Below are 20,329 nucleotides of genomic sequence, written 5' to 3'. Positions count from 1 at the left end.
AATTATTGACGCCCGTGCATCCATTGACACGGGATGCCTGCGGGCCTGAGTCTGGGCCTGTACTCGAACGTGAAGGCGGAGGCCATGGTTTCTCGGATCGCTTGCGTGGGAGGCGGCCCCGGTGGGCTGTTCTTCGCGGCGCTCATCAAACAGGCCGATCCGTCGGTCGAGGTGACGCTCTTCGAGCGAAACCGCCCGGAGGACACCTTCGGCTTCGGCGTGGTGTTCTCCGACGCGACCCTGGCCGCCATCCACGAGGCCGACCCCGTACTGCGCACCGCGCTCGCGGACCACGGCCGGCACTGGGACGACATCGAGGTGCGGCTCAAGGGACAACGCATCCGGTGCGGCGGCAACGGCATGGCCGCCATCACCCGCAAGACCCTGCTCCAGCTCCTGCACCGCCGTGCCGAGGAGGTCGGCGTCGACCTCCGGTTCAGCCACGAGGTCCCCGCCGACCCCGCGCACCTGGCCGACTACGACCTGATCGTGGCCGCCGACGGCGCCAACTCCCGGTTCCGCGACCGGCTGGCGGACGTGCTCGTGCCCGAGGTGGAGGTCGCGACCGCCAAGTTCATCTGGTTCGGCACGGACTATCTCTTCGACGGCCTGACCTTCGTCCACGAACACGGCCCGCACGGCACGTTCGCCGTGCACGGCTACCCGATCAGCGACGAGGTCAGCACGTTCATCGTGGAGACCGACGAGGAGTCCTGGCGGCGGGCGGGTCTCGACGAATTCGACACCGCGCAGCCGCCGGGCCCGAGCGACGAGAAGACCAGGCACTACCTGGAGAAGCTCTTCGCCGAGCAGATCGACGGCCACCAGCTGCTGGTCAACAACTCACGCTGGGGCAACTTCCGCACCCGCCGCACCCACCGCTGGCACAGCGGCAACGTGGTCCTCCTCGGCGACGCCGCCCACACCGCCCACTTCTCCGTCGGCTCCGGCACCAAGATGGCCATGGAGGACGCCGTCGCCCTCACCAGCAGTCTCCTCGCCCACCGCGACGACCTGCCGACCGCCCTGGAGGCGTACGAGGCCGTCCGCAGGCCCTCGGTCGAGAAGATCCAGGGCGCCGCCCGGCCCAGTCTGTCCTGGTGGGAGAACTTCGGGCGCTACCACGACGCGTTCCGGCCCACCCAGTTCACCTTCCACTTCATCTCCCGCTCCATCGGCAAGGAGCGGATCGCCCGCCGCGACCCCGATTTCGTCGACACGGTCGTACGGGACTGGCGGGTCGCCCACGAGGGCTCCGCCCCCCTGGACACCCCGTTCATGGACTTCGACGGCCGGCGACTGACCCCGGCCCAGCTCGCCGAACTGCGCGGGGAGGACTCCCGCTGCCTCTGGCTCACCGCGCCCGAGACGGAGGTCGAACTCCCCTCCCAGTACGAGCAGTTGGCGTCCGCGTTGAGCGATGACGTCCCGCCGGACCTCGTCGCCGTACAGGACGGCACCGCGCTCACCCGCTCCCTGCTCGCCGAGCAGGCCCGGCTGGTGTACGGCGTGCCCGCGCTGATCGTGGAGGACGCGATGGACGACGACCGGGCGGAGACGCTGCTGCTGTCGGGGCGGGCCGACCTGGTCGCCTCCGCCACGGAAGGGCGGGGCGAGGCATGAGCACGGATCTGACCCCGCTCCTGACGCCCGAGGGCGTCGTCGTGATCGGCGCCTCGCGGCAGCCCGGGAAGCTCGGCGCCGCCATGGCCCGCTCCCTGGCCTCGTTCCCCGGGGCCCGCGCCCTGGTCAACGCCCGCCGTCCCGTCCCCGCCGAGGGCGTGTACGCCTCCGTCGCCGAAGCCGCGGCGCACACCGACGGACGGCTCGACCTCGCCGTCCTGTGCGTGCCCGCGTCCGGCTGCGCGGCAGCCCTGGCCGAGGCGGCCGCCGCCGGCTGTCGTGCCGCGCTCGTCTGCGCCGGCGGTTTCGGTGAGGCGGGCCCGGAGGGCGAGGAGTACGCGGACGAACTGCGCCGCGTGGCCCGGGAGACCGGAGTTCGGCTACTCGGCCCCAACACCTCCGGCTTCTTCGCACCCCACCTGGGCCTCACCGCCAGCTTCGTACCGGCCGCCGGACAACTCCCGGCCGGGGACATCGCCGTCGTCGCGGCCAGCGGAGGCGTCAACCACGCGCTCTCCTTCGACCTGGTCGCCGCCGGGAACGGCATCAGCCTCGGCGTCGGTATGGGGGCGGGCCTCGACGTCAGCGCCGCGGATGTCCTGGAGCACCTCGCGGAAAACGACCGTACGACGGCCGTGGCCCTGCACCTGGAGACGGTGCCGGACGGACCGCGTCTGGTCGCGGCCGTGCGCAGGGTGGCTGCGGCGAAGCCGGTCGTGGCGCTGGTCGTCGGCCGCAGTGACATCGGTGACTTCGCCCGGTCGCACACCGGCGCGCTCGCCACGTCCTGGCGCACGACACGGGCCGCGTTGCGGCAGGCCGGGGCCGTGGTCGTGGACGACGAGCGGGAACTGGTGGACGCGCTCACCGCGCTGTCCCGCATTCGGTTGCGCCCGCTGTCGGACCCGGGGCTCGGCATCGTGACCGCCCAGGCCGGTCCGGGGCTGCTCCTGGCGGACCGGGCGGGCGCCGACGGCATTCGCCTACCGGAGCTGACCACGACCACACAGCACGCGCTGAGCGAGTTGCTGCCCCCGCTCACGTACCAGCGCAACCCGGTCGACACCGGCCGCCCCGCCGAGACGTTCGCCCGAGTCCTGGACACCACGGCCGGCGACCCGGCGGTGGACCTCCTCGCCGTCTACGCCCTGACCGAGCCCGACAGCGTCGACCTCGCCTCCGCCGCCCAGGACGCCGGCCTCGGCGCCGACTCCCCCGCCGTGGTGGTCGTCGGCGGCCTCCCCGAGGACGTGACCGAACAACGGGCCCGCCTGCACAAGGCGGGCGTACCGGCCCTCACCGGCCCCGCCTCGGCGGCCAACGCGGTACGGGCACTGGTCATGGACGCGCGACAGCGGTCCTCGTCGGAGACGGAGGGGCGGCCCTCGGAGGCGATCGCTGCCGTACCCGCCGGCCCCCTCGACGAGGACGCCGCCAAGTCCTTCCTCGCGGAACTCGGCATCCGCACCCCCGACCGAGTCGCCTGCGACAACCGCGCCGAGGCCCATCAGGCCCTGCGCCGACTCGGCGGCCCCGTCGCCGTCAAGGTGCTCGACGCCGCGATCCTGCACAAGACGGAGATCGGCGGAGTCCACCTGGGCGTGCGCACCCCCGAGGAGCTCGACGCGGCGTTGGACGCCATCGGCCCCGACCGCCGCTACCTCGTCGAGGCGATGGCCCCGGCCGGTGTCGACCTCGTGCTCGGCGTGCGGCGGGACCCGGTGTTCGGGCCGGTCGTGTTGGCGGGGCTGGGCGGCACCGCCGCCGAGGCGCTCGCCGACGTGGCGATCAGGCTCGCCCCCCTGTCCGTGACCGAGGCCGCCACGATGCCCGACGAACTGGCCGCCCGCGCCCTGCTCGACGGCTGGCGGGGGGGACCGGTGCTGGACCGCGCCGAGTTCGGACGGGTCGTCGCCGGGCTCGCCGCCGCCCTGGCGGCGAGCCCGGAGACCGCCGAGATCGAGATCAACCCGCTGCGGCTCACCGCCGACGGGCTGATCGCCCTGGACGCCGTGATCGTGCCCACGCCCACCAAGGAGAAGGACCATGCCTAGGCCGAGCAGCGAAGGAGCTGTGCCCTGGCCGGCGGAGTACGCCGAGCGCTACACCGCGAAGGGCTACTGGGAGGGCGTCGCCCTCGGCGACCGACTGCACGCCGCCGCCGACGCGACCCCCGACGCGGTCGCCGTCGTCGACGGCGACCGTAGGGTGACGTACCGACAACTCGCCGAACACGCGGACGCCGCGGCGTCGCGCCTGGTCGCGCTGGGCCTCCGCCCGGACGACCGGATCGTGGTGCAGCTACCCAACACGGTCGAGTTCGTGATCCTCACGTACGCGTGTCTGCGCCTCGGAGTCGTCCCCGTCATGGCGCTGCCCGGCCACCGCAGACACGAGATCGGTCATCTCGTCGAGCACAGCGAGGCCGTGGCCATCGCGGTGCCGGACGTCCTCAAGGACCACGACCACCAGTCGATGGCGTTCGAGATCGCTGATGTCTCGCCAACGCTGGCCCATGTCCTGGTCCTTGGCGACAAGGTGGGCGACAGCGCCGTGGACCTGCGGGAGCTGTGCGCCGAGCCCGCCGCACCGGACGCCCGGACCACCGTCGACGCGTACCGGCCCGACAGCCGCTCCATCGCCGTCTTCCTGCTCTCCGGCGGCACCACCGGGCTGCCCAAGCTCATCGCCCGCACGCACGACGACTACCTCTACAACGCCCGCCGCAGCGCTGAGGTCTGCGAACTGGGTCCCGACACGGTCTACTTCGCCGCCCTGCCCCTCGGGCACAACTTCCCCCTCGCCTGCCCCGGCCTGCTCGGGACCCTGCTGAACGGCGGCCGGGTCGTCCTCTGTTCGCCCAACCCGGACAAGGCGTTCCCGATCGTGGAGCGCGAGGGCGTCACCGTGAGCGCTTTGGTGCCGGCCATCGCCCAGCGCTGGCTGGACCACCACCGGGAGAACCCCGGGCACGACCTGAGTTCGCTGCGTCTGCTCCAGGTCGGCGGCTCCCGCCTCGCCGACCACGTCGCGCGCCGCGTCCGCCCCGAACTGGGATGCACGCTCCAGCAGGTGTTCGGCATGGCCGAGGGCCTCCTCAACTACACGCGCTACGACGACTCCGAGGACGTCATCTGTACGACGCAGGGCCGCCCCATGTGCGACGACGACGAGCTTCTCGCCGTGGACGAGCTGGGCAACCCGGTCCCGGACGGCAGTCCTGGTGTGCTGCTCACCCGGGGGCCGTACACCCCGCGCGGCTACTACCGGGCCGAGGAACAGAACGCCCGCGCGTTCACCGAGGACGGCTGGTACCGCACCGGTGACATCGTGCGACTGCGGCCCGACGGCAACCTCGTCGTCGAGGGACGCGACAAGGACATGATCATCCGGGGCGGGGAGAACATCTCCGCCGAGGAGATCGAGAACTTCGCCTACCAGACCCCGGGCGTCGCCCGCGCCGCCGCCGTGGCCATGCCCGACGCCCAACTCGGCGAGCGGGTCTGCCTCTACGTCGTACCGGAACCCGGACACACGGTCACCCTCGACGACGTCCACGACGTCATGGAGCGCGCGGGCACCGCCCGCTTCAAGTTCCCGGACCGGCTGGTGAGCGTCCCCGAACTCATCGCCACCAAGGTCGGAAAGATCGACAAGAAGGCCCTGCGCGCCGACATCTCGCGCCGCCTCGACGCCGAAGGAACCCTCGATGACCACTGACGCCGACGACACCACGCCGGCCGCAGCCACCACCGCGACCGCCGCCTCCGCGCCGGCCCCGGCCCCGGACTCCGTGCCTGTCATAGCCCCGGACGAGCCCGACCCCGACCTGCGGAAGCTGTACGACGGCTTCGCGGCCGCCGGGCTCATCCCGCTGTGGACCGAGATCGGCAACCTCATGCCGCTCACCCCGCAGCCCGAAGCGGTGGCGCACGTCTGGCACTGGGACACCCTGCTGCCGCTCGCCCGCCAGTCCGGCGACCTCGTTCCGGTCGGACGCGGTGGTGAGCGCCGGGCGATCGCGCTCGCCAACCCGGGCCTGCCCGGACGGCCGTACGCGACTCCCAACCTGTGGGCGGCGATCCAGTACCTGGGCCCGCGCGAGGTCGCCCCCGCGCACCGCCACTCGCAGGGCGCCTTCCGGTTCATCCTGGAGGGCGAGGGCGTGTGGACGGTCGTCAACGGCGACGCGGTCGAGATGCGCCCCGGCGACCTCCTCCTCACCCCGTCGATGCACTGGCACGGCCACCACCACGTCGGTGACGAGCCCATGGTCTGGCTCGACGGCCTCGACATCCCGCTCGTCCACCGACTCGACGCCGGGTTCTTCGAGTTCGGTGAGGACGGTGTGTCCGACAGGTCCACCCCCTCCCGCTCGCGCAACGAACGGCTCTGGGGCCACCCCGGACTGCGCCCGATCGCGGCCCCCGAAACCAACAACTCCCCACTCATGGCCTACCGTTGGGCCGACACCGACGACGCCCTCACCGCCCAGCTGGAGCTGGAGGACGAAGGACACCCCGGTGTCATCGAGCCCGGCCACGCGGGCATCCGCTTCACCAACCCCGCCACCGGCCGCGACGCGCTCGCCAGCCTGCGCACCGAGATGCACCGGCTGCGCCCCGGCACCACCACCGCCACCCGCCGCACCGTCGGCTCCTCCGTCTGGCAGGTGTTCCGCGGCAGCGGCACGGTCACCCTGGACGACCGCGTGATCGAGGTGGCCGCCGGCGACCTGATCGCCGTCCCCTCCTGGTGCGCCCTGACGATCAAGGCGGACACCCGGCTCGACCTGTTCACCTTCAATGACGCGCCCCTCTACGAGGCGCTCAACCTCGCCCGTACGGACATCACCGGGAGCACGACCTCATGAAGCTCGCCACCATCCGCACCGCCGACGGCACGGTGGCCGTCCGCCTCGACGGCGACCGGGCCGTGGAGGTCGGCGCCCCCGACGTCGCCACCCTGCTGCGCCGCCCCGACTGGCGTACGGACGCGGCAGCCGCCGACGGTCCCGCGCACGACGTGGCCGCCCTCGACCTCGCCCCGGTCGTCACGACCTCCGCGAAGATCTTCTGTGTGGGCCACAACTACCGCACCCACATAGCGGAGATGGGCCGCGAGATGCCTTCGCACCCCGCCCTCTTCGCCAAGTTCGCCAACTGTCTGCTCGGCGCCCGCGACGACATCGCCCACCCGGGCGAGACCGAGGAACTGGACTGGGAGGCCGAACTCGGCTTCGTCATCGGCTCCCGACTGCCCCGCCGGGCCACCAAGGAGGAGGCGGCGGCCGCGATCGCCGGCTACACCGTCGTCAACGACATCTCCATGCGGGACTGGCAGTGGCGCACCCCGCAGTGGCTCCAGGGCAAGGCATGGGAGGCCAGCACCCCGGCCGGGCCCTGGCTGGTCACCGGCGACGAGATCGACGACGCGGACGACCTGGAGATCCGGCTGGAGGTCGACGGCGAGGTCATGCAGCGCTCCCGCACCTCCGACCTGCTCTTCACCCCGGCGGACATCGCCGCGTACATCAGCACGTTCACGACCCTGGAGCCGGGCGACCTCATCCTCACCGGCACCCCCGGCGGGGTGGGCGCGGCACGCGACCCCAAAGTGTTCCTGAAGCCGGGGCAGGTCGTGCGGACGGTCGTCGAGGGCATCGGGGAGTGCGTGAACACGGTCGTCGAGGACAAGCCGTGAGAGTGCTGGACTGGATCGCCGACGGCCAGGTCCGGCTGCAGGATGCGGTCGACGCACTGCCGCCGAACGCCGACAGCGAACCGTCCGCCCTCCCCGGCTGGACCCGCGGCCACCTCCTCACCCACCTCGCCCGCAACGCCGACGCCCTCGTCAACCTGCTGACCTGGGCCCGCACGGGAATCCCCACCCCCATGTACGCCTCCCCGGACCAGCGCACGAGGGACATCGAGGCCGGTGCCGGCCGCCCGCTCGCCGAACAGCGTGCGGACGTACGGGAATCCGCCGAGCGCTTCCGGAAAACCGCCGAGGCGCTGTCGGACGACGACTGGTCGGCCACCGTCACCAGCGGGACGGGCCGACAGATCCCGGCCTCCGAGGTGCCGTGGCTGAGGGCCCGCGAGGTCTGGATCCACCTGGTCGATCTGCGGGTCGGCGTCGGCATGGACGTCCTGCCGCCAGACCTCGCCTGGGCCCTCGTGGGCGATGTGGCCGGGTGGATGACGGCCCGCGTCGATCCCGGAATCGGCGTCGAGTTGAGCGCGGCCGGACACGGCACCGTCGCGCTGGGCGCCGGCCCCGTCGGTGCCACGGTCACCGGGTCGCCGTACGCCCTGGCCGGCTGGCTCATCGGCCGGGGCGCCCCTGACGCCTTGCAGGTCACGGGAGTACTCCCGGACATCCCGAACTGGTTGTGACCACCCGTCTCCAGCTGGTTGTGACCCCTCTTTGTGATTGCTCGATGTGTGACTGCTCGATCAAGGGAGATCGATATGAGCGAGACCTTCGTCCTGGTGACCGGCGCCTGCCACGGCGGCTGGGCCTGGCGCCCCGTCGCGAACGAACTGCGGGCCGCCGGGCACCAGGTGCACACCCCCACCCTGGCCGGACTGGGTGAGAACGACGACCCGACCGATGTGACCCTGACCGACTGCGTGAGCAGCCTCGTGGAGTACGTCGATCAGGCCGGTCTGGAGGACGTCACGCTGGTCGGCCACAGCTGGGGCGGTTTCGTCCTGGTGGGCGCGGCGCCCCGGCTCGCCTCCCGACTGCGGCGGCTGGTCTTCTGGAGCGCGTTCGTGCCGAACGACGGCGAGTCCCTGATCGACGCGTGCCCGCCGCACTACGGCGAGATGTTCCGCGCCGTGGCGGCAGCCTCCGGCAACAACGGGGTGACGTTCCCGTTCGAGGTGTTCCAGCAGGCGTTCATGCAGGACGCCGACGAGGAGACCCAGCGGATCGTCCACTCCCTGCTCGTGCCGCAGCCGCTCGGAACCTTCACGGAGAAGCCCGACACGAGCGCCTTCCAGGCCCTCGACATACCCACCGCTTACGTCCTGTCCGCCGAGGACCTCTCCCTCCCCGGCGAGTGGCACTGGGCCGAGCGGTTCCCCCAGCGCCTGAAGAACCCCCTGATGATCGAGACCCCCGGCAGCCACGAGGCCCTCTTCACCCGCCCCGCCGAACTCGCCGACGCGTTCGTCCGGGCCTGCGCGATCTAGCGTCTCAGCGGTTGCGGTACCGCTTCTGGGTGGGAACGTTGGGCTCCGCGGCTCTCGCCACGCCTCGGCCCGGGGCCGCGTCTACTCCGCGCTCCGTGCACGGCCCCGTGGACCGTGCACGGGGCGCTTCGCCATGCGATCCAGGGGCGTTGCCGACCGTATCGAGTGCGCGGATGCATCGTCCGTGTCTGCTTAGAGGTCCTCTTATGCGGCTGTTTCATCCCGGAATCTGGTGTTTGGGCTGCGGTGTCGGGTCGCGCCAGGAGATGGTGTTCTCGCTGGTGAGGTGGCGGGCCATGAGGTCTGCCATAGCGATATGGATCATGGCTTCGGAGCGGGCGGGCCGGGTTTCGTAGTCGCGGGCCAGGCGGCGGTGGAGCATGAGCCATCCGTAGGTCCGCTCGACCACCCACCGCTTCGGGATCGGGGTGAACCCCCTGGTCCCGGGCTTGCGTTGAGTGATTTCCATGTCGATGCCGAGGCTGGCGGCGTGCTCGACGAGGTGCTGGCGGTAGCCGCCGTCGACCCACACTTTGCGGATGCGGGGGTGTTCGGTGGCGACCTGGTCCAGGAGCTGGCCGCCGGCGATGGAGTCCTGCACGCTCGCCGCGGTGACCAGCACGGCAAGGAGAAGGCCCATCGTGTCGGTGACGAGGCCCGCTTCCTGCCCACGATCTTCATCCCGGCGTCGATGCCCTGGCCGGAGGCGAGCACGCTGGTGGAGGTTTTCACGCTCTGTGCGTCGATCACGCAGGCCGACGGTTCGGCCTCCCGTCCTTCCTTCTGCCGTAAGAGTTGCCTGAGCAGGCCGTTGAGCTGGGCGAACACGCCTTCCTGCTGCCACCTGGCGAACTACGCGATGCGCTCGCCCGGCGCGGCCACACCATCTCCGCCGCGCAGTTGCAGCGGGACATGCAGGCCCACGCCTCGTTCGTCCGGGCCCCCGGCGACCTGTGGACTGTCGGCCGCCCGGTGCACCAGCACATCTGACCCCGGACGCCCCGAGCCCGAGGCCGGGGATCGGGGCGCGCTCAGCCAGTTGCGCGTCGGCCGGGGCCGCCGCGCCGCTGTCATCGTCAGACGTTGTGTCGAGTGTCGCTCGGCGCGTCGCGTAGTCCGCCGCGCGGAGCAAGTGTCAAGACCTGTGGATGCGTCCAGGTGTGTTGCCCTCGCCAGCTGGGCGCGCTGGGGCGAGGGCAATGAGCTCATGCTTGGTCGCGAGACAGGACGGCGATAGCCGTCAATAGCAGGATCGATCCACATATGAGGGCTGAGCTGATCTGCTCGCCGAGCAGAATGGCAAGGAGCGCGGCCGTGGCCGGTTCGAGGAGCACGAGGACGGCGGCGCTGGTGCTGGGGACCGTGGTCAGCCCGGCGAAGTACCAGCGGTGAGCCAGCAGGGTCGGCACGACGCCGAGGAAGATCAGCCAGCTGGTGGACTCGATGGTGTGTCCAGTCCAGGGCCAGACTCCTTGGGCCAGCGCGAATGGCAGGAGGCATAGTGCGCCCGCTCCCCAGGTGGTCGCGCCCGCGCGGTGGGGGAGCGGCCTCAGCAGCGCGGACAGGATCTGCCAGGCCTCATCGGAGATCCGTGGCCGCCAGCCGGGCACGTAACCGGCCAGGTTGATGAGTTCGTCGACGAGGTCCCGTTGCGGAGGTCCCGTTGCGCGGGATGGAGCAGGGGCCGGCGGGCGGCCCGCTGGGTGAGCCAGGCGCTGGCCTGGTCGGTGCCCGGGCCAACACACCGCGCCGTCAGCCTTGAGCCGTAACTCCTTGCGGAACTACTGCCGTTCGGCGGTCAGCCCGCCCCCTTGTGGATACCGCATGCCTACGGTGATACCGCAGGGGCGACGAGTCGTCAGCCCCTACGACTCCACGAGTTCAACCTCAGTAAGCGCGGGTCGCAGGCCCACGTCCTGCCCGGTTTGGAGGAGGGGCCCCGGCAATACCGGGGCCCCTTCTGAGCGCGCTACATGAAGCCCCTGGCCTACCCAGCCGACCTCGCCGACACCCTCGTCCGGGTCCATCTGCAGAAAAAGTATTGGTCTTGAAGAAACAAACGTTGGCCGCGATCTTCTCCTCGTCGCGGGTGACGAACGGGGTCGGGGGCTCCATGAACATCTGCTGCTGTCCGTGAAGGGGCAGCGTCTGGATGGGAAGTGGGGCTCCATCCACACCACGGCCCTGCACGAGAACACCGTGGCCGCCTCCGCGCTCTACAACGAACTCGTGACCGCGGAGGCCTGCGAGGCGCTGGGGCTGGCGACCGAGCCGCGCACCGTCACCCCAGGCCGTCGACCGGTCATGGAAATTGCCGGGGTGCCGCACGACTGATCCGCTGGACCTCCCGGCGCAGCGACCAGATCGCCGCCTGCCTCTCAGAGCTGGAGCACGAGTACGTCACCGCCGTCGACGACGACGGCGAGCCGAAGTTCCTGCCCGTGGTCTCCGAGCGGGCCCGGGCCAAGCTGAACCTGATGGCCGCGAAGATGACGCGCCCGCCGAAGCAGAAGGCCCGGCCCCTCGTGCAGCTGCACAAGGAGTGGAAGGAGAGCGCGATCCGCACCTCCAAGGTGGCCGTCGACGTCATCAACTCCCTCCTCGAGTACGCCCGTGCCGCGGCTGCGTTGGTCCGGGCCCGGGTCGCCTCCGTGGTCGACGTCGACCTGGCGGCCGTCGACGTGGTCGTGTCGGCTCCGGACGCCACGATCTCCAGCAAGGCCAAGGCGGGCTACGTGGCCGTCACGTACGGCTCCGCCAATGGGGTCTCCGCCGCCAACAAGAAGCTCATCAGCCGCTCCACCAGCGGCGTTCCCGGCTCCGCCACCGCGAACCAGCGCAGCCACGAAGTCCGGGCGGGACAGCTCGGCCGCCGCGAACCGGCCGAAGGCGTCCGTCATGTACTCGCGCAGGATGCATACGCGCCCTCGGGTGCGACGCTCTGGCAGGCGTACTCACTGCTCCTGGCCACCCCCCAGGCACAGGCCGCGGGAGACGCCCGAGGCGCCGTCGTCCTGTGGAGAGGGGCCCGCCGTCTCCTCGGCGACGGCGGCGCACGCCTGCTGTCCGACCTGGCCGTGATCGTGCGGCCGCAGGTCGAGGAGGCCGCCTCGGGCGAACCGCCGACAGAGCTGGACCAACTGACCGGACGAGAAAGGGAGATAGCCGATCTCGTAGCGGAAGGGCTGAGCAGCCAGGCCATCGCGACGGAGCTGTTCCTCAGCCCCGCACGGTCGAGAGCCACCTGTCGGCCATCTACCGCAAGACCGGACTGCCGTCCCGGTCGGCGCTGGCGGGCCTCGTGACCCGCGCCGCCCTCGAACAGCGGCCCGCACCGGCCCGGGGACCGTTGTTCTTCGCGACGGGACGGTCCCCCGGAGACCGTGTCTGACCACCCCGCACTCCGCGGCGGGGCGGTTCTCGCCCTGGGCCGACCGGACCGTGCCGCGTCAACGGGGTTGGTCGGCGGCGTGATGCCCGAGGAACCGCCGTGGTCCCGGTGTGTACTGTGCAGGCCGCGCCGGGTGTGTCGTGGGCGTGTTCGAACCGAACAGAGGCGGGGGTGCCATGCCGAAGCATCATGCAGTGGTGGTCGGAGCCGGAATCGGTGGACTCACGGCCGCCGTGGCACTGCGCTGCCGCGGCTGGCGGGTCACCGTCTGCGAACGTGCCCCCGAACCTCCCACGACCGGCGCCGGTATCGGCCTCGCCCCCAACGCCCTGCGAGCTCTGGAGGCCATCGGTGTCGACGCCGCCCGGGCCGTCGGCAGTGCCGTCCCCGTGACGATGGGCGTGCGCCGCTCCGACGGCCGGTGGCTCGTCCGGGCCGAGACCGTGGACATGGCTGCCCGATACGGCATGCCTCCGATCGCCGTCCCACGTCCGGCCTTCACCGCGGCCCTGGCTGCCGACCTGCCGCCGAAGGCCCTTCGCTACGGCACCGAAGTGACGGGAGTCGACGACGTCATGGGCCGCTCGACCGTCCGTACGGCGGCCGGTCAGGACCTGTCCGCCGACCTGGTCGTCGCCGCCGACGGCATCCGCAGCCCGCTGCGCCGCGCGTACTTCCCCGACCACCCCGGACTGCACTACATCGGCGAGACGGCCTGGCGCACCATCGTGGACGCTCCGGACCTCGGGATACCGTCCATGAGCGAGACCTGGGGAAGGGGCGGACGGTTCGGCGTGACCCCGCTCGCGGACGGCCGTCTGTATCTCTACGCCACCGGGCTCGTCCCGCCCGGCACCCGGTCGGCCGACTCCCGCGCCGAACTCCGCCGCCGTTTCGGCTCGTGGCACGACCCGATCCCGGCCCTGCTGGAGCGCGTCCAACGCCTCGACGAGGCCGACGTCCTCCAGAACGACCTCTACGACCTGGCCGCCCCGCTTCCTCGCCTGCACCACGGCCGGATCGTCTGGCTCGGCGACGCAGCCCACGCCATGGCCCCCAACCTCGGCCAGGGCGGCTGCCAGGCAATCGAGGACGCGGTGATCCTCGCCCACCTGCTCCCCTGCGGGGACGGCACGGACTCCGTCCCGGCCGCCCTCGCCGCGTACACCGCCGCCCGCCGCGACCGGACGAACGCTGTCCGCGTCCGCGCCCGTTGGGTCGGCCGCCTGGGAGCCCTGCGCAACCCGCTCGCTGCGGCGGCCCGCGACCTCGCGGTCCGGGCCACCCCCACCCGGCTCGCCCTGCGGGGCATGGACGACCTCTTCAACGGCTTCCCCCCGGGTGGCGGTGGCATCCATCGCGACAGGCTGCCTTTGTGACAACTACCGCGTTCGGCTCATATCCCATATGGGGCAACCTGTGCGTGAGGGACTACGTATTTTCACCGATGCGATAGAGCACGCGGCAACGAGACTCGTTCACGAGCCGCGCATCGGCGCAGGTACAGGAAAGGCCACGCGTGAACCGTCAGCACGGGGAATTCCATCCCTCGTGCGGGCACTTGATCTCGGTTCCGGCCCACCGCGCCGGGCAGAACGTCCGCTGCCCACGCTGCCACCAGGTGGTCCCGGCTCCGGCTGCCGATGTTCCGTACGCCTCGCCCGCGCTCACGCCCGGCCCTGTTCCCGGGCCGACCCACATCGGCGGAGCCGGCCGCTCTGACCGCCCTCTACGTGACCGCCCTCTACGTGACTGCCCTCATCGCTGGTGTGTTGGGAGCCGCCTGCGTCTATCTGGTCATGTTCGACGAGTTCGACGAGTCCGAACTGGTCACGATCACCCCGCTGCGGTTCTTCCCGATCGTCTTCGGCCTGTACGGCTTCGTCTCCCAGCGACTGTTGCGGCGTATCTCCGCGGGACACGCGGGAACCCTCAGTCAGGCCGCCCGCATGTCGATCGAGGTGGCCGGTTACTGGGCGCTCCCGGCGCGCTTCCCGTTCCTGGTGCTGAGATGGCGTAGCTCTCTGCTCGTGTCGCTGGCGGCGGCGGTCTTCTGGGCCGTACTGCTGTGGTTCATCTTCGCGGCGGTCTTCCCGACCCTCTGAGCGGACGTCTCCGCAAAATGCGTAGTCGGATACGTGGTTTCACTGAGGCGCCGTCGCTCCAGTCGCGCCTATGTTCGGCGTGTCGGACAGAGTTTTCGGTGTTGAGGGGACTGAGTGACAGGCAACGCCCGTGTGGTACGGGGAAGTTGGATGACCTTGCTGGTGGCGGGAAGCCTGCTGACGGGGTGTTCGGGCCAGGCAACGGGCAACGCACCGGAGGGGGAGAACACTTCGGCGGTGGCGCCTTCTTCAGCTTCTTCGGCCAGTGCCTCGGCCGGCGTTTCGCCGAGTACCACCGCGACCCCGTCGGGGGCCTCGTCCGCCGCCTCCACCGTCTTCACGCCGGATGCCTCCCTGGTACCCAAGACCTCGAAGGACGGGCGTCGGCTGGCCGATGCCGTCGTGCTCGCCCCGGTCGACTGGGGACGGGGTTATGTCGCTCGGACTCCGGCCGCGAGCACCCCGGGGACATGGGCCGTCCTGGGCGAAGACTGCCGCTGGGAGCGGGAGAAGCTCCCCCGTGGGGTGCTTGCGAGCACGTCTCGCTACAGCAGGCTGGCGGCCGGCGGGGGCAGGGGCGCGGTCACGGTGACGGCCGTGGCCACCGTGCACGGCTCCGCCCTCGGCGCCGACGAGCAGTTGAGCGCCACCCTGGAGGAGGTGTTGCGCTGCCCGGAGCAGCGGCCGCGGTCGGCGGAGCGGATCACGGGTCTCATGTCGCTGGGCACCCCCTTCGGTGCCCGTGAACAGCAGTACGCCGACGACTCCGTTCTGGAGGCCGGCACATACGCCGAGAACGGCGGCACCGGACAGCCGTACCGCTGGATGGTCGCCCGGCTGGGCACGGTCGTCGTGGCCGTGTCGGTGACCGGCGGCGCCGGGAACACCGAGCAGGAACTGAACGAACTCGGCAGCAAGGCCCTGGCGAAGATGCTGACGCGCATCGAGCAGCGGCTGAAGGGGAAGTGATGGAGCCGCTGCGTACCTCCGATCCCGCCAAGCTGGCGGGCTACCGGCTGCTCGGACGGCTCGGCGTGGGCGGCATGGGTGTGGTGTACCTGGCCCGCTCGGCCGGCGGAACCCTCCTCGCGCTGAAGGTGATTCAGGCCGAGTACGCCGAGGACGCCGGCTTCCGGGAGCGGTTCCGGCGTGAGGTGGAGACGGCCCGGCGCATGACCAGCCCGTGGGTGGCTTCTCTGGTGGACGCGGACCCCGAGGCGGCGCAGCCCTGGCTCGCCACCGCGTTCGTCCCAGGCCCCTCGCTCGGCGAGGCCGTCGCCGAGCACGGCCCGCTGCCGGTGCGCGGACTGCGGGTGCTGGGGGCGCGGCTCGCCGAGGCGCTGCAAGAGGTCCACGCGGCCGGACTCGTCCACCGGGACGTCAAACCCGGCAATGTGCTGCTGGCCCTCGACGGGCCGCGGCTGATCGACTTCGGTATCGCCCGCGATACCGAAGAACCAGGGCTCACCTCGACCGGTGTCGTGGTCGGTACGCCCGGGTTCCAGCCGCCGGAGCAGGCGCGGGGCACGGAGATTCCCGGAGCGGCCGGCGACGTCTTCTCGCTGGGGTGTGTGCTGGCCTTTGCCGCCACCGGCCGGCCTCCGTTCGGTACCGGGTCGCTCGACGCGCTGCTGTATCGGACGGTGCACGACGCGCCCGACCTCGACGGTGTTCCGGCGGAGCTCGCCCGGGTGGTGGCCGACTGCCTGGAGAAGGATCCTGAACTGCGGCCCACAGCCGATGAGTTGACGGCGCTCTTCACGGGCGCTCCGCCGGCCTCTCCCGCAGATCCGCGGGAGGCCCTGCGGGCCGTACGTCCCGAGGTGGCCGGTGACGAGGAGGGGCCGGCGGGCGAAAAGGCCTGGCTGCCGCAGCCGTTGGTGCGGCTGATCGCCGAACGATCGGCCGTCGGGCTCGCGTTGCCCGCGATCGACGAGACCGAGGTCGGCCCCGGGGCCGCAGACACCGCCTCGACGGACACTGCGGCGGCGAGTCCTGCCGGCCGTGTCCTCGGCAGACGCCGGTTCCTGCTCCTGGCCGGGGCCACGGCGGTCGTCGCGGTCGGCGGCGGACTGGCCACGTGGTCGGCGCTCGACCGTGACCGCAGCGAGGGCTCCGACGCCACGCCGGCGGACTCCAACCCTCTCTACACCCTCGGCCTGCACGCCGATCTGACGGGCGATCAGAAGGAGGTCGGCCGGGCCCAGGAACGGGGACTGCGGCTCGCCGTCCACGAGTTCAACTCCCGTGCGGGCGCGCCTTTCTCGCTCGCCGTGAAGACGGTGGACGACGGCGGCGATCCGGCGCGGTCGCCCGCGGCGGCCAAGAAGCTCATCGCCGACCGTTCCGTGCTGGCGGTGATCGGTCCCACCACGGACGCCACCGCCCTGGCCTCGCTGGCGACGTACGACGCCGCGTCGCTGCCGCTGATCGCGGTGACACCCGGCGCCACCGCGCTCCAGGTGATGGGCAGCCGGTCCTTCCTGCACGCCCGGGTGACGGACACGATCCTGCCGTTCTACCTGGACGCCTACCTGCGCGGTACGGCGAAGTCACGCACGGTCGGGATCGTCGACGACCGGGCGGCGGACGCCTACGGCTGGGAGATCAGCAGCACCCTCGCCAACATCCTGCGCAAGGTGCCGCTGCCGGCCGTGCCCAAGGTGGTCAGCGCGCTGCGCACCGACTTCGGGCCGACCCTGGACGCCCTGCTGGCCGGGGGCGCCGACTCGGTGGTCTTCGCCGGCTATCACCAGCGGGCCGCGCTGCTGGCCCGGGAGCTGCACCGCCGTGACTTCCCGGGAGCCAGGGCCGCCGCCCAAGGGGTGCTCGACGCCCGCTTCCTGTCCGCGGCGGGCGACGCGGCCGACGGCTGGGCGATCGTCGCCCCGGCCATGGACGCCACCGTGGCGCCCGAGGCGAAGGCGTTCCGGGCCGCCCACCGCAAGCTGTTCGGGGCGGAGCCGGAGCGCTACGCCGTGGAGACGTACGACGTGGCGCAGTTCGCCGTGAAAACGCTGCGGTCGCTGGGCGTCGGGAGCCGCACCCGGCCGAACATGACGACGGCGCTGCGAGCGGGGTCGTACCAGGGGATCGCCCGGAACTTCGCGTTCGACAAGGCGACCGGGGCGCTGGTGATCGACGGCAGCGGGGTCTACCTGTGGACGGTCGAGGGCGGCCGGTTCGCCTATCAGGGCCTGGCCCCGTCTCAGGTGTCCACCTGATGGCCGTACGTGCTCAGTCGGTGAGCTCGGGCGTTCATTCGACGGGGCGTTGATGGAGCCGTTGCGCGGCGCCGACCCGGCCTGGATCGCGGGCCACCGGCCACTGCGCCGACTGGGCGCCGGCGGCATGGGCGTCGTGTACCTGGCACGCTCACCCGGCGGCGCGCTCGCCGCGGTGAAGGTGATCCGCGCGGCGCACGCCGACGACGCGGGGTTCCGGGCCCGTTTCCGCCGTGAGGTGGAGACGGCGGGCCGGGTCGTGAGCCCCTGGGTGGTACCACTGCTCGATGCCGACCCGGACGCGGAGTCCCCGTGGCTGGCCACGGCGTTCGTGCCGGGACCCGCGCTGGACGAGGCGGTGGAGGAATGCGGCCCGCTGCCGTACGAGAGCGTCCGCGTGCTGGGGGCGCGGCTGGCCGAGGCGCTGGACGCGGTGCACGGGGCGGGTCTGGTGCACCGGGACGTCAAGCCCGCCAATGTGCTGCTCGCGGTCGACGGGCCCCGGATGATCGACTTCGGTATCGCCCGGATGCCGGAGGACACCGCGCTCACCGCGAGCGGCATGGTGGTCGGCTCCCCAGGGTTCCTCTCTCCGGAGCAGGCCCAGGGCCGCGGCCGGGAGATCGGTCCCGCCAGTGACGTCTTCTCGCTCGGCTGTCTACTGGCGTACACGCTGACGGGTCGGCGCCCCTTCGGGTCGGGCTCCGTGGCCGAGACGCTGCTGTCCACGGTCCACGACGATCCCGAACTGGACGGCGTACCCGCGTCGTTGCTGCCGCTGCTGCGGGGCTGTCTGGCGAAGGAGCCCGGTTCGCGGCCGGGCGTGGCCGAGCTGCGGCGGGCCCTGGACGGTGCGGGCGAGGGCGGTGACTGGTTGCCGGAGCCCCTGACCCGGCTGATCGCGCGCCGTTCGGCGGCCGTGCTCGCGCTGCCCGCCGTCGAGGCGACCGAGGTGTCCACGGCGTCCGCGGCGACGACCGCGGTCGACACGGTTTCCGCAGGCGGCAGTGGATCGACGCGTCGACGCTTCCTGGTCCTCGGCTCGGCCGCCGGGGTCCTGACGGCAGGCGGCACAGCGGCCTGGTGGACGGCACGAGGCCCCGGCGGCAGCTCGGCCCAGAGCCGGACGAGCCGACTGCCACGACTGGTCGTCGCCCTGCATGCCGACCTGAGCGGCGCTCACAAAGCGGTCGGCCTGGCCCAGGAGAACGGTGCCCGGCTCGCCGTCGACCACCTCAACTCGCGTACCGGACGCGGCTTCGACCTGGCGCTCCAGGTGCACGACGACAAGGGCAACGCCACTCGTGCCGGGCAGATCGCCCGGCAATTGGCGGCCGACGGCCGGGTCCGCGCGGTGCTCGGACCGACCACCGACGCCTGCGCCAAGGCCACCCTCGGCCTCTACCAGGAGGCACGGCTCCCGATGGTCACGGTGTCGGTCGGACTCGACGAGGTCTCCCCGACCACCTATCGGGTCTATGCGGCCACCCGCCCCGCCGACGCGACCCTGGCGGCGCCGCTCGTCGCGTACCTCGTGCGCACCCTGGCGGCCCGCAGGACGGTGCTGATCGACGACGCCGCCGAGGGCGACTTCAGCTGGCGTCTGTGCTCGGGGATCGACGACGCCGTGCGCTCCGGGCAGCGCACCGTGATCCGGCGCTCCCTCGCCGCCGACGGCGATACGACCGCTTTCCGCGCCCTCGCGACGTCGGTGACGGAAGGGGGAGCCGACGCGGTGGTGTTCGGCGGCGGCTACGCCCGGGCCGCACTGCTGGCCCGGGCACTGCGCTCCGCGGGCTACTCCGGCGCGCGGCTGGCCACCCAGCGCGCCCTCGACGCCCGTTTCCTCACCTCGGCCGGCGAGGCCGCCCAGGGCTGGGTGTTCGCCACCGCCTTCCTCGATCCGACCCGGGTGAAGGCCGCGAAGTCGTTCGTCACCACCTACCGGACGCGCTTCGGGTCCGCCCCGCCGTGGTACTCCGCCGAGGCCCACGACGCGACGCTCTTCGTCGCCCGCGCCATGACGGACCTCGGCGCGTCGCACGCCGAACGGGCCGCGATCACCGGCCGGTTGCGCGAGACCGACTACCGGGGCATCACCAAGAGGCTCCACTACGACCCGTCCACCTACCGCTACACGGACGCGATGTACCTGTTCAGGGCGACGGCGGGCGCCTTCCGCTGCCTGGGCGACTATCGGGACGCCACCGCCTGAGCCCGTCGTTCGCGCCCTCGGTCAAGGGCCGCACGCGCTGCCGAACGACCCGCAGGTCCTGCTGCTCGGCCAGGCACGCCTGCTGTACTCCCGAGCCGGCCAGGTCGACGGCACCGGCCGTGACGAGACGCCTACGCGTACTTCCGGGACCCGGAAGACTTCCACAACGTACGCCTCGCCGAACTCCCCGGCGGCGACTTCGCGTTCTGCGTCACCCACCCGCTGTCCCTCTCCACCTGGAGACTCGCCCACTTCGAGCGGATCACCACCGCCGACGATCCGGTGCCCGCCGTGATGGACGACAAGCGTGTCAAAGAGGTGACGTATCACCGGCGTACGCCACCGAACGGGTCGTCCACCTCGGAGACGGCACCGCCGAGTCCCATCACCGGATGCGGCGACGCGCGGGAGCGGACCGCGCCTACCTGGACGAGTTGTTCACTGCGTGCGACGTCCGGGACTAGGGACTGTCTACAGTTGTGATCAAACCCTGGTTCTGGCCCCGGGTGCGGTGTCGGTCCGGTAGGACTCTGGTGTGACACGTGCGCAACTGACCGAAGACGAGTGGG

Annotated in this window: 17 protein-coding genes and 2 pseudogenes; 16 read left to right on the top strand and 3 right to left on the bottom strand. The window is 71.7% G+C overall.

What is annotated here, in order from left to right; genetic code table 11:
• The first annotated feature begins 84 nt into the window (after window positions 1-84).
• The 7 genes from ACZ52C_RS40495 to ACZ52C_RS40465 all read left to right on the top strand — a co-directional run bounded on the left by ACZ52C_RS40495 (window position 85) and on the right by ACZ52C_RS40465 (window position 8,825).
• Window positions 85-1,623, top strand: coding sequence for an FAD-dependent monooxygenase (locus ACZ52C_RS40495; protein WP_469079544.1), 1,539 nt, complete (start codon window positions 85-87; stop codon window positions 1,621-1,623).
• Window positions 1,620-3,677: an acetate--CoA ligase family protein gene (locus ACZ52C_RS40490; RefSeq protein WP_469079543.1), complete on the top strand. Its 2,058-nt coding sequence runs from the start codon at window positions 1,620-1,622 to the stop codon at window positions 3,675-3,677. The genes ACZ52C_RS40495 and ACZ52C_RS40490 overlap by 4 nt, the downstream gene beginning before the upstream one ends.
• A complete protein-coding gene (locus tag ACZ52C_RS40485) occupies window positions 3,670-5,343 on the top strand; it encodes a (2,3-dihydroxybenzoyl)adenylate synthase (protein WP_469079542.1) in 1,674 nt (557 codons plus the stop codon). The genes ACZ52C_RS40490 and ACZ52C_RS40485 overlap by 8 nt, the downstream gene beginning before the upstream one ends.
• Complete coding sequence (locus tag ACZ52C_RS40480; RefSeq protein ID WP_469079541.1) at window positions 5,333-6,496, top strand: cupin domain-containing protein; 1,164 nt, start codon at window positions 5,333-5,335, stop codon at window positions 6,494-6,496. Before ACZ52C_RS40485 ends, ACZ52C_RS40480 begins: the two co-directional genes overlap by 11 nt.
• The gene (locus tag ACZ52C_RS40475; RefSeq protein WP_469079540.1) at window positions 6,493-7,326 is read left to right on the top strand and encodes a fumarylacetoacetate hydrolase family protein; all 834 of its coding nucleotides are present in this window, start codon (window positions 6,493-6,495) and stop codon (window positions 7,324-7,326) included. Before ACZ52C_RS40480 ends, ACZ52C_RS40475 begins: the two co-directional genes overlap by 4 nt.
• On the top strand, window positions 7,323-8,021 hold the full coding sequence (locus ACZ52C_RS40470) for a maleylpyruvate isomerase family mycothiol-dependent enzyme (RefSeq protein WP_469079539.1): 699 nt from the start codon (window positions 7,323-7,325) through the stop codon (window positions 8,019-8,021). The genes ACZ52C_RS40475 and ACZ52C_RS40470 overlap by 4 nt, the downstream gene beginning before the upstream one ends.
• A 75-nt stretch (window positions 8,022-8,096) precedes the next feature.
• Window positions 8,097-8,825 (top strand): alpha/beta fold hydrolase, encoded by a 729-nt coding sequence (locus ACZ52C_RS40465; protein ID WP_469079538.1) that lies wholly within the window; start codon window positions 8,097-8,099, stop codon window positions 8,823-8,825.
• A 217-nt stretch (window positions 8,826-9,042) separates the two neighbouring features.
• Here the strand turns inward: ACZ52C_RS40465 and ACZ52C_RS40460 are convergent.
• Window positions 9,043-9,677 (bottom strand): annotated as a pseudogene (locus ACZ52C_RS40460) (IS5 family transposase); the annotation flags it as partial.
• On the opposite strand from ACZ52C_RS40460, the gene ACZ52C_RS40455 reads away from it, so the two are divergent.
• On the top strand, window positions 9,621-9,815 hold the full coding sequence (locus tag ACZ52C_RS40455) for a hypothetical protein (protein ID WP_469079566.1): 195 nt from the start codon (window positions 9,621-9,623) through the stop codon (window positions 9,813-9,815). The pseudogene ACZ52C_RS40460 and the gene ACZ52C_RS40455 overlap by 57 nt on opposite strands.
• A gap of 215 nt (window positions 9,816-10,030) precedes the next feature.
• Here ACZ52C_RS40455 and ACZ52C_RS40450 read toward each other — a convergent pair whose 3' ends face one another.
• Entirely contained in the window at window positions 10,031-10,435 is a 405-nt protein-coding gene (locus ACZ52C_RS40450; protein ID WP_469079537.1) for an EamA family transporter, read from the bottom strand.
• A 523-nt stretch (window positions 10,436-10,958) separates the two neighbouring features.
• Between ACZ52C_RS40450 and ACZ52C_RS40445 the strand changes: the two genes are divergently transcribed.
• From ACZ52C_RS40445 to ACZ52C_RS40430, 4 genes are all read left to right on the top strand, one after another.
• Complete coding sequence (locus ACZ52C_RS40445) at window positions 10,959-11,159, top strand: relaxase domain-containing protein (RefSeq protein WP_469079536.1); 201 nt, start codon at window positions 10,959-10,961, stop codon at window positions 11,157-11,159.
• Between the two features lie 743 nt (window positions 11,160-11,902).
• Complete coding sequence (locus ACZ52C_RS40440) at window positions 11,903-12,130, top strand: LuxR C-terminal-related transcriptional regulator (protein ID WP_469079563.1); 228 nt, start codon at window positions 11,903-11,905, stop codon at window positions 12,128-12,130.
• A 262-nt stretch (window positions 12,131-12,392) separates the two neighbouring features.
• Entirely contained in the window at window positions 12,393-13,595 is a 1,203-nt protein-coding gene (locus tag ACZ52C_RS40435) for an FAD-dependent oxidoreductase (protein ID WP_469079535.1), read from the top strand.
• Window positions 13,596-13,964: 369 nt separating this feature from the next.
• A complete protein-coding gene (locus tag ACZ52C_RS40430) occupies window positions 13,965-14,321 on the top strand; it encodes a hypothetical protein (protein WP_469079534.1) in 357 nt (118 codons plus the stop codon).
• A 68-nt stretch (window positions 14,322-14,389) separates the two neighbouring features.
• On the opposite strand, the gene ACZ52C_RS40425 is transcribed toward ACZ52C_RS40430, so the two are convergent.
• Window positions 14,390-14,662: a hypothetical protein gene (locus ACZ52C_RS40425; protein WP_469079533.1), complete on the bottom strand. Its 273-nt coding sequence runs from the start codon at window positions 14,660-14,662 to the stop codon at window positions 14,390-14,392.
• 256 nt (window positions 14,663-14,918) lie between these two features.
• On the opposite strand from ACZ52C_RS40425, the gene ACZ52C_RS40420 reads away from it, so the two are divergent.
• The 4 genes and pseudogenes from ACZ52C_RS40420 to ACZ52C_RS40405 all read left to right on the top strand — a co-directional run.
• Window positions 14,919-15,290: a hypothetical protein gene (locus ACZ52C_RS40420; protein WP_469079532.1), complete on the top strand. Its 372-nt coding sequence runs from the start codon at window positions 14,919-14,921 to the stop codon at window positions 15,288-15,290.
• Window positions 15,287-17,545 (top strand): bifunctional serine/threonine-protein kinase/ABC transporter substrate-binding protein, encoded by a 2,259-nt coding sequence (locus tag ACZ52C_RS40415; protein WP_469079531.1) that lies wholly within the window; start codon window positions 15,287-15,289, stop codon window positions 17,543-17,545. Before ACZ52C_RS40420 ends, ACZ52C_RS40415 begins: the two co-directional genes overlap by 4 nt.
• Before the next feature lie 52 nt (window positions 17,546-17,597).
• On the top strand, window positions 17,598-19,760 hold the full coding sequence (locus ACZ52C_RS40410; protein WP_469079530.1) for a bifunctional serine/threonine-protein kinase/ABC transporter substrate-binding protein: 2,163 nt from the start codon (window positions 17,598-17,600) through the stop codon (window positions 19,758-19,760).
• Between the two features lie 61 nt (window positions 19,761-19,821).
• Window positions 19,822-20,221: pseudogene (locus ACZ52C_RS40405) on the top strand (Phenylacetic acid catabolic protein); the annotation flags it as partial.
• Window positions 20,222-20,329: the final 108 nt, after the last annotated feature.

The sequence above is a fragment of the Streptomyces sp. NPDC034049 genome (assembly GCF_055575575.1).
The sequence above is the reverse complement of the archived record's forward strand: the minus strand, read 5'-3'. Positions and strand labels throughout refer to the sequence as shown.

What these genes read in the sequence shown, in the direction of transcription:
- ACZ52C_RS40495 (WP_469079544.1), top strand. Translation starts at nt 85, where the DNA reads ATGGTTTCTCGGATCGCTTGCGTGGGAGGCGGCCCCGGTGGGCTGTTC.
- ACZ52C_RS40490 (WP_469079543.1), top strand. Translation starts at nt 1,620, where the DNA reads ATGAGCACGGATCTGACCCCGCTCCTGACGCCCGAGGGCGTCGTCGTG.
- ACZ52C_RS40485 (WP_469079542.1), top strand. Translation starts at nt 3,670, where the DNA reads ATGCCTAGGCCGAGCAGCGAAGGAGCTGTGCCCTGGCCGGCGGAGTAC.
- ACZ52C_RS40480 (WP_469079541.1), top strand. Translation starts at nt 5,333, where the DNA reads ATGACCACTGACGCCGACGACACCACGCCGGCCGCAGCCACCACCGCG.
- ACZ52C_RS40475 (WP_469079540.1), top strand. Translation starts at nt 6,493, where the DNA reads ATGAAGCTCGCCACCATCCGCACCGCCGACGGCACGGTGGCCGTCCGC.
- ACZ52C_RS40465 (WP_469079538.1), top strand. Translation starts at nt 8,097, where the DNA reads ATGAGCGAGACCTTCGTCCTGGTGACCGGCGCCTGCCACGGCGGCTGG.
- ACZ52C_RS40435 (WP_469079535.1), top strand. Translation starts at nt 12,393, where the DNA reads ATGCCGAAGCATCATGCAGTGGTGGTCGGAGCCGGAATCGGTGGACTC.
- ACZ52C_RS40410 (WP_469079530.1), top strand. Translation starts at nt 17,598, where the DNA reads ATGGAGCCGTTGCGCGGCGCCGACCCGGCCTGGATCGCGGGCCACCGG.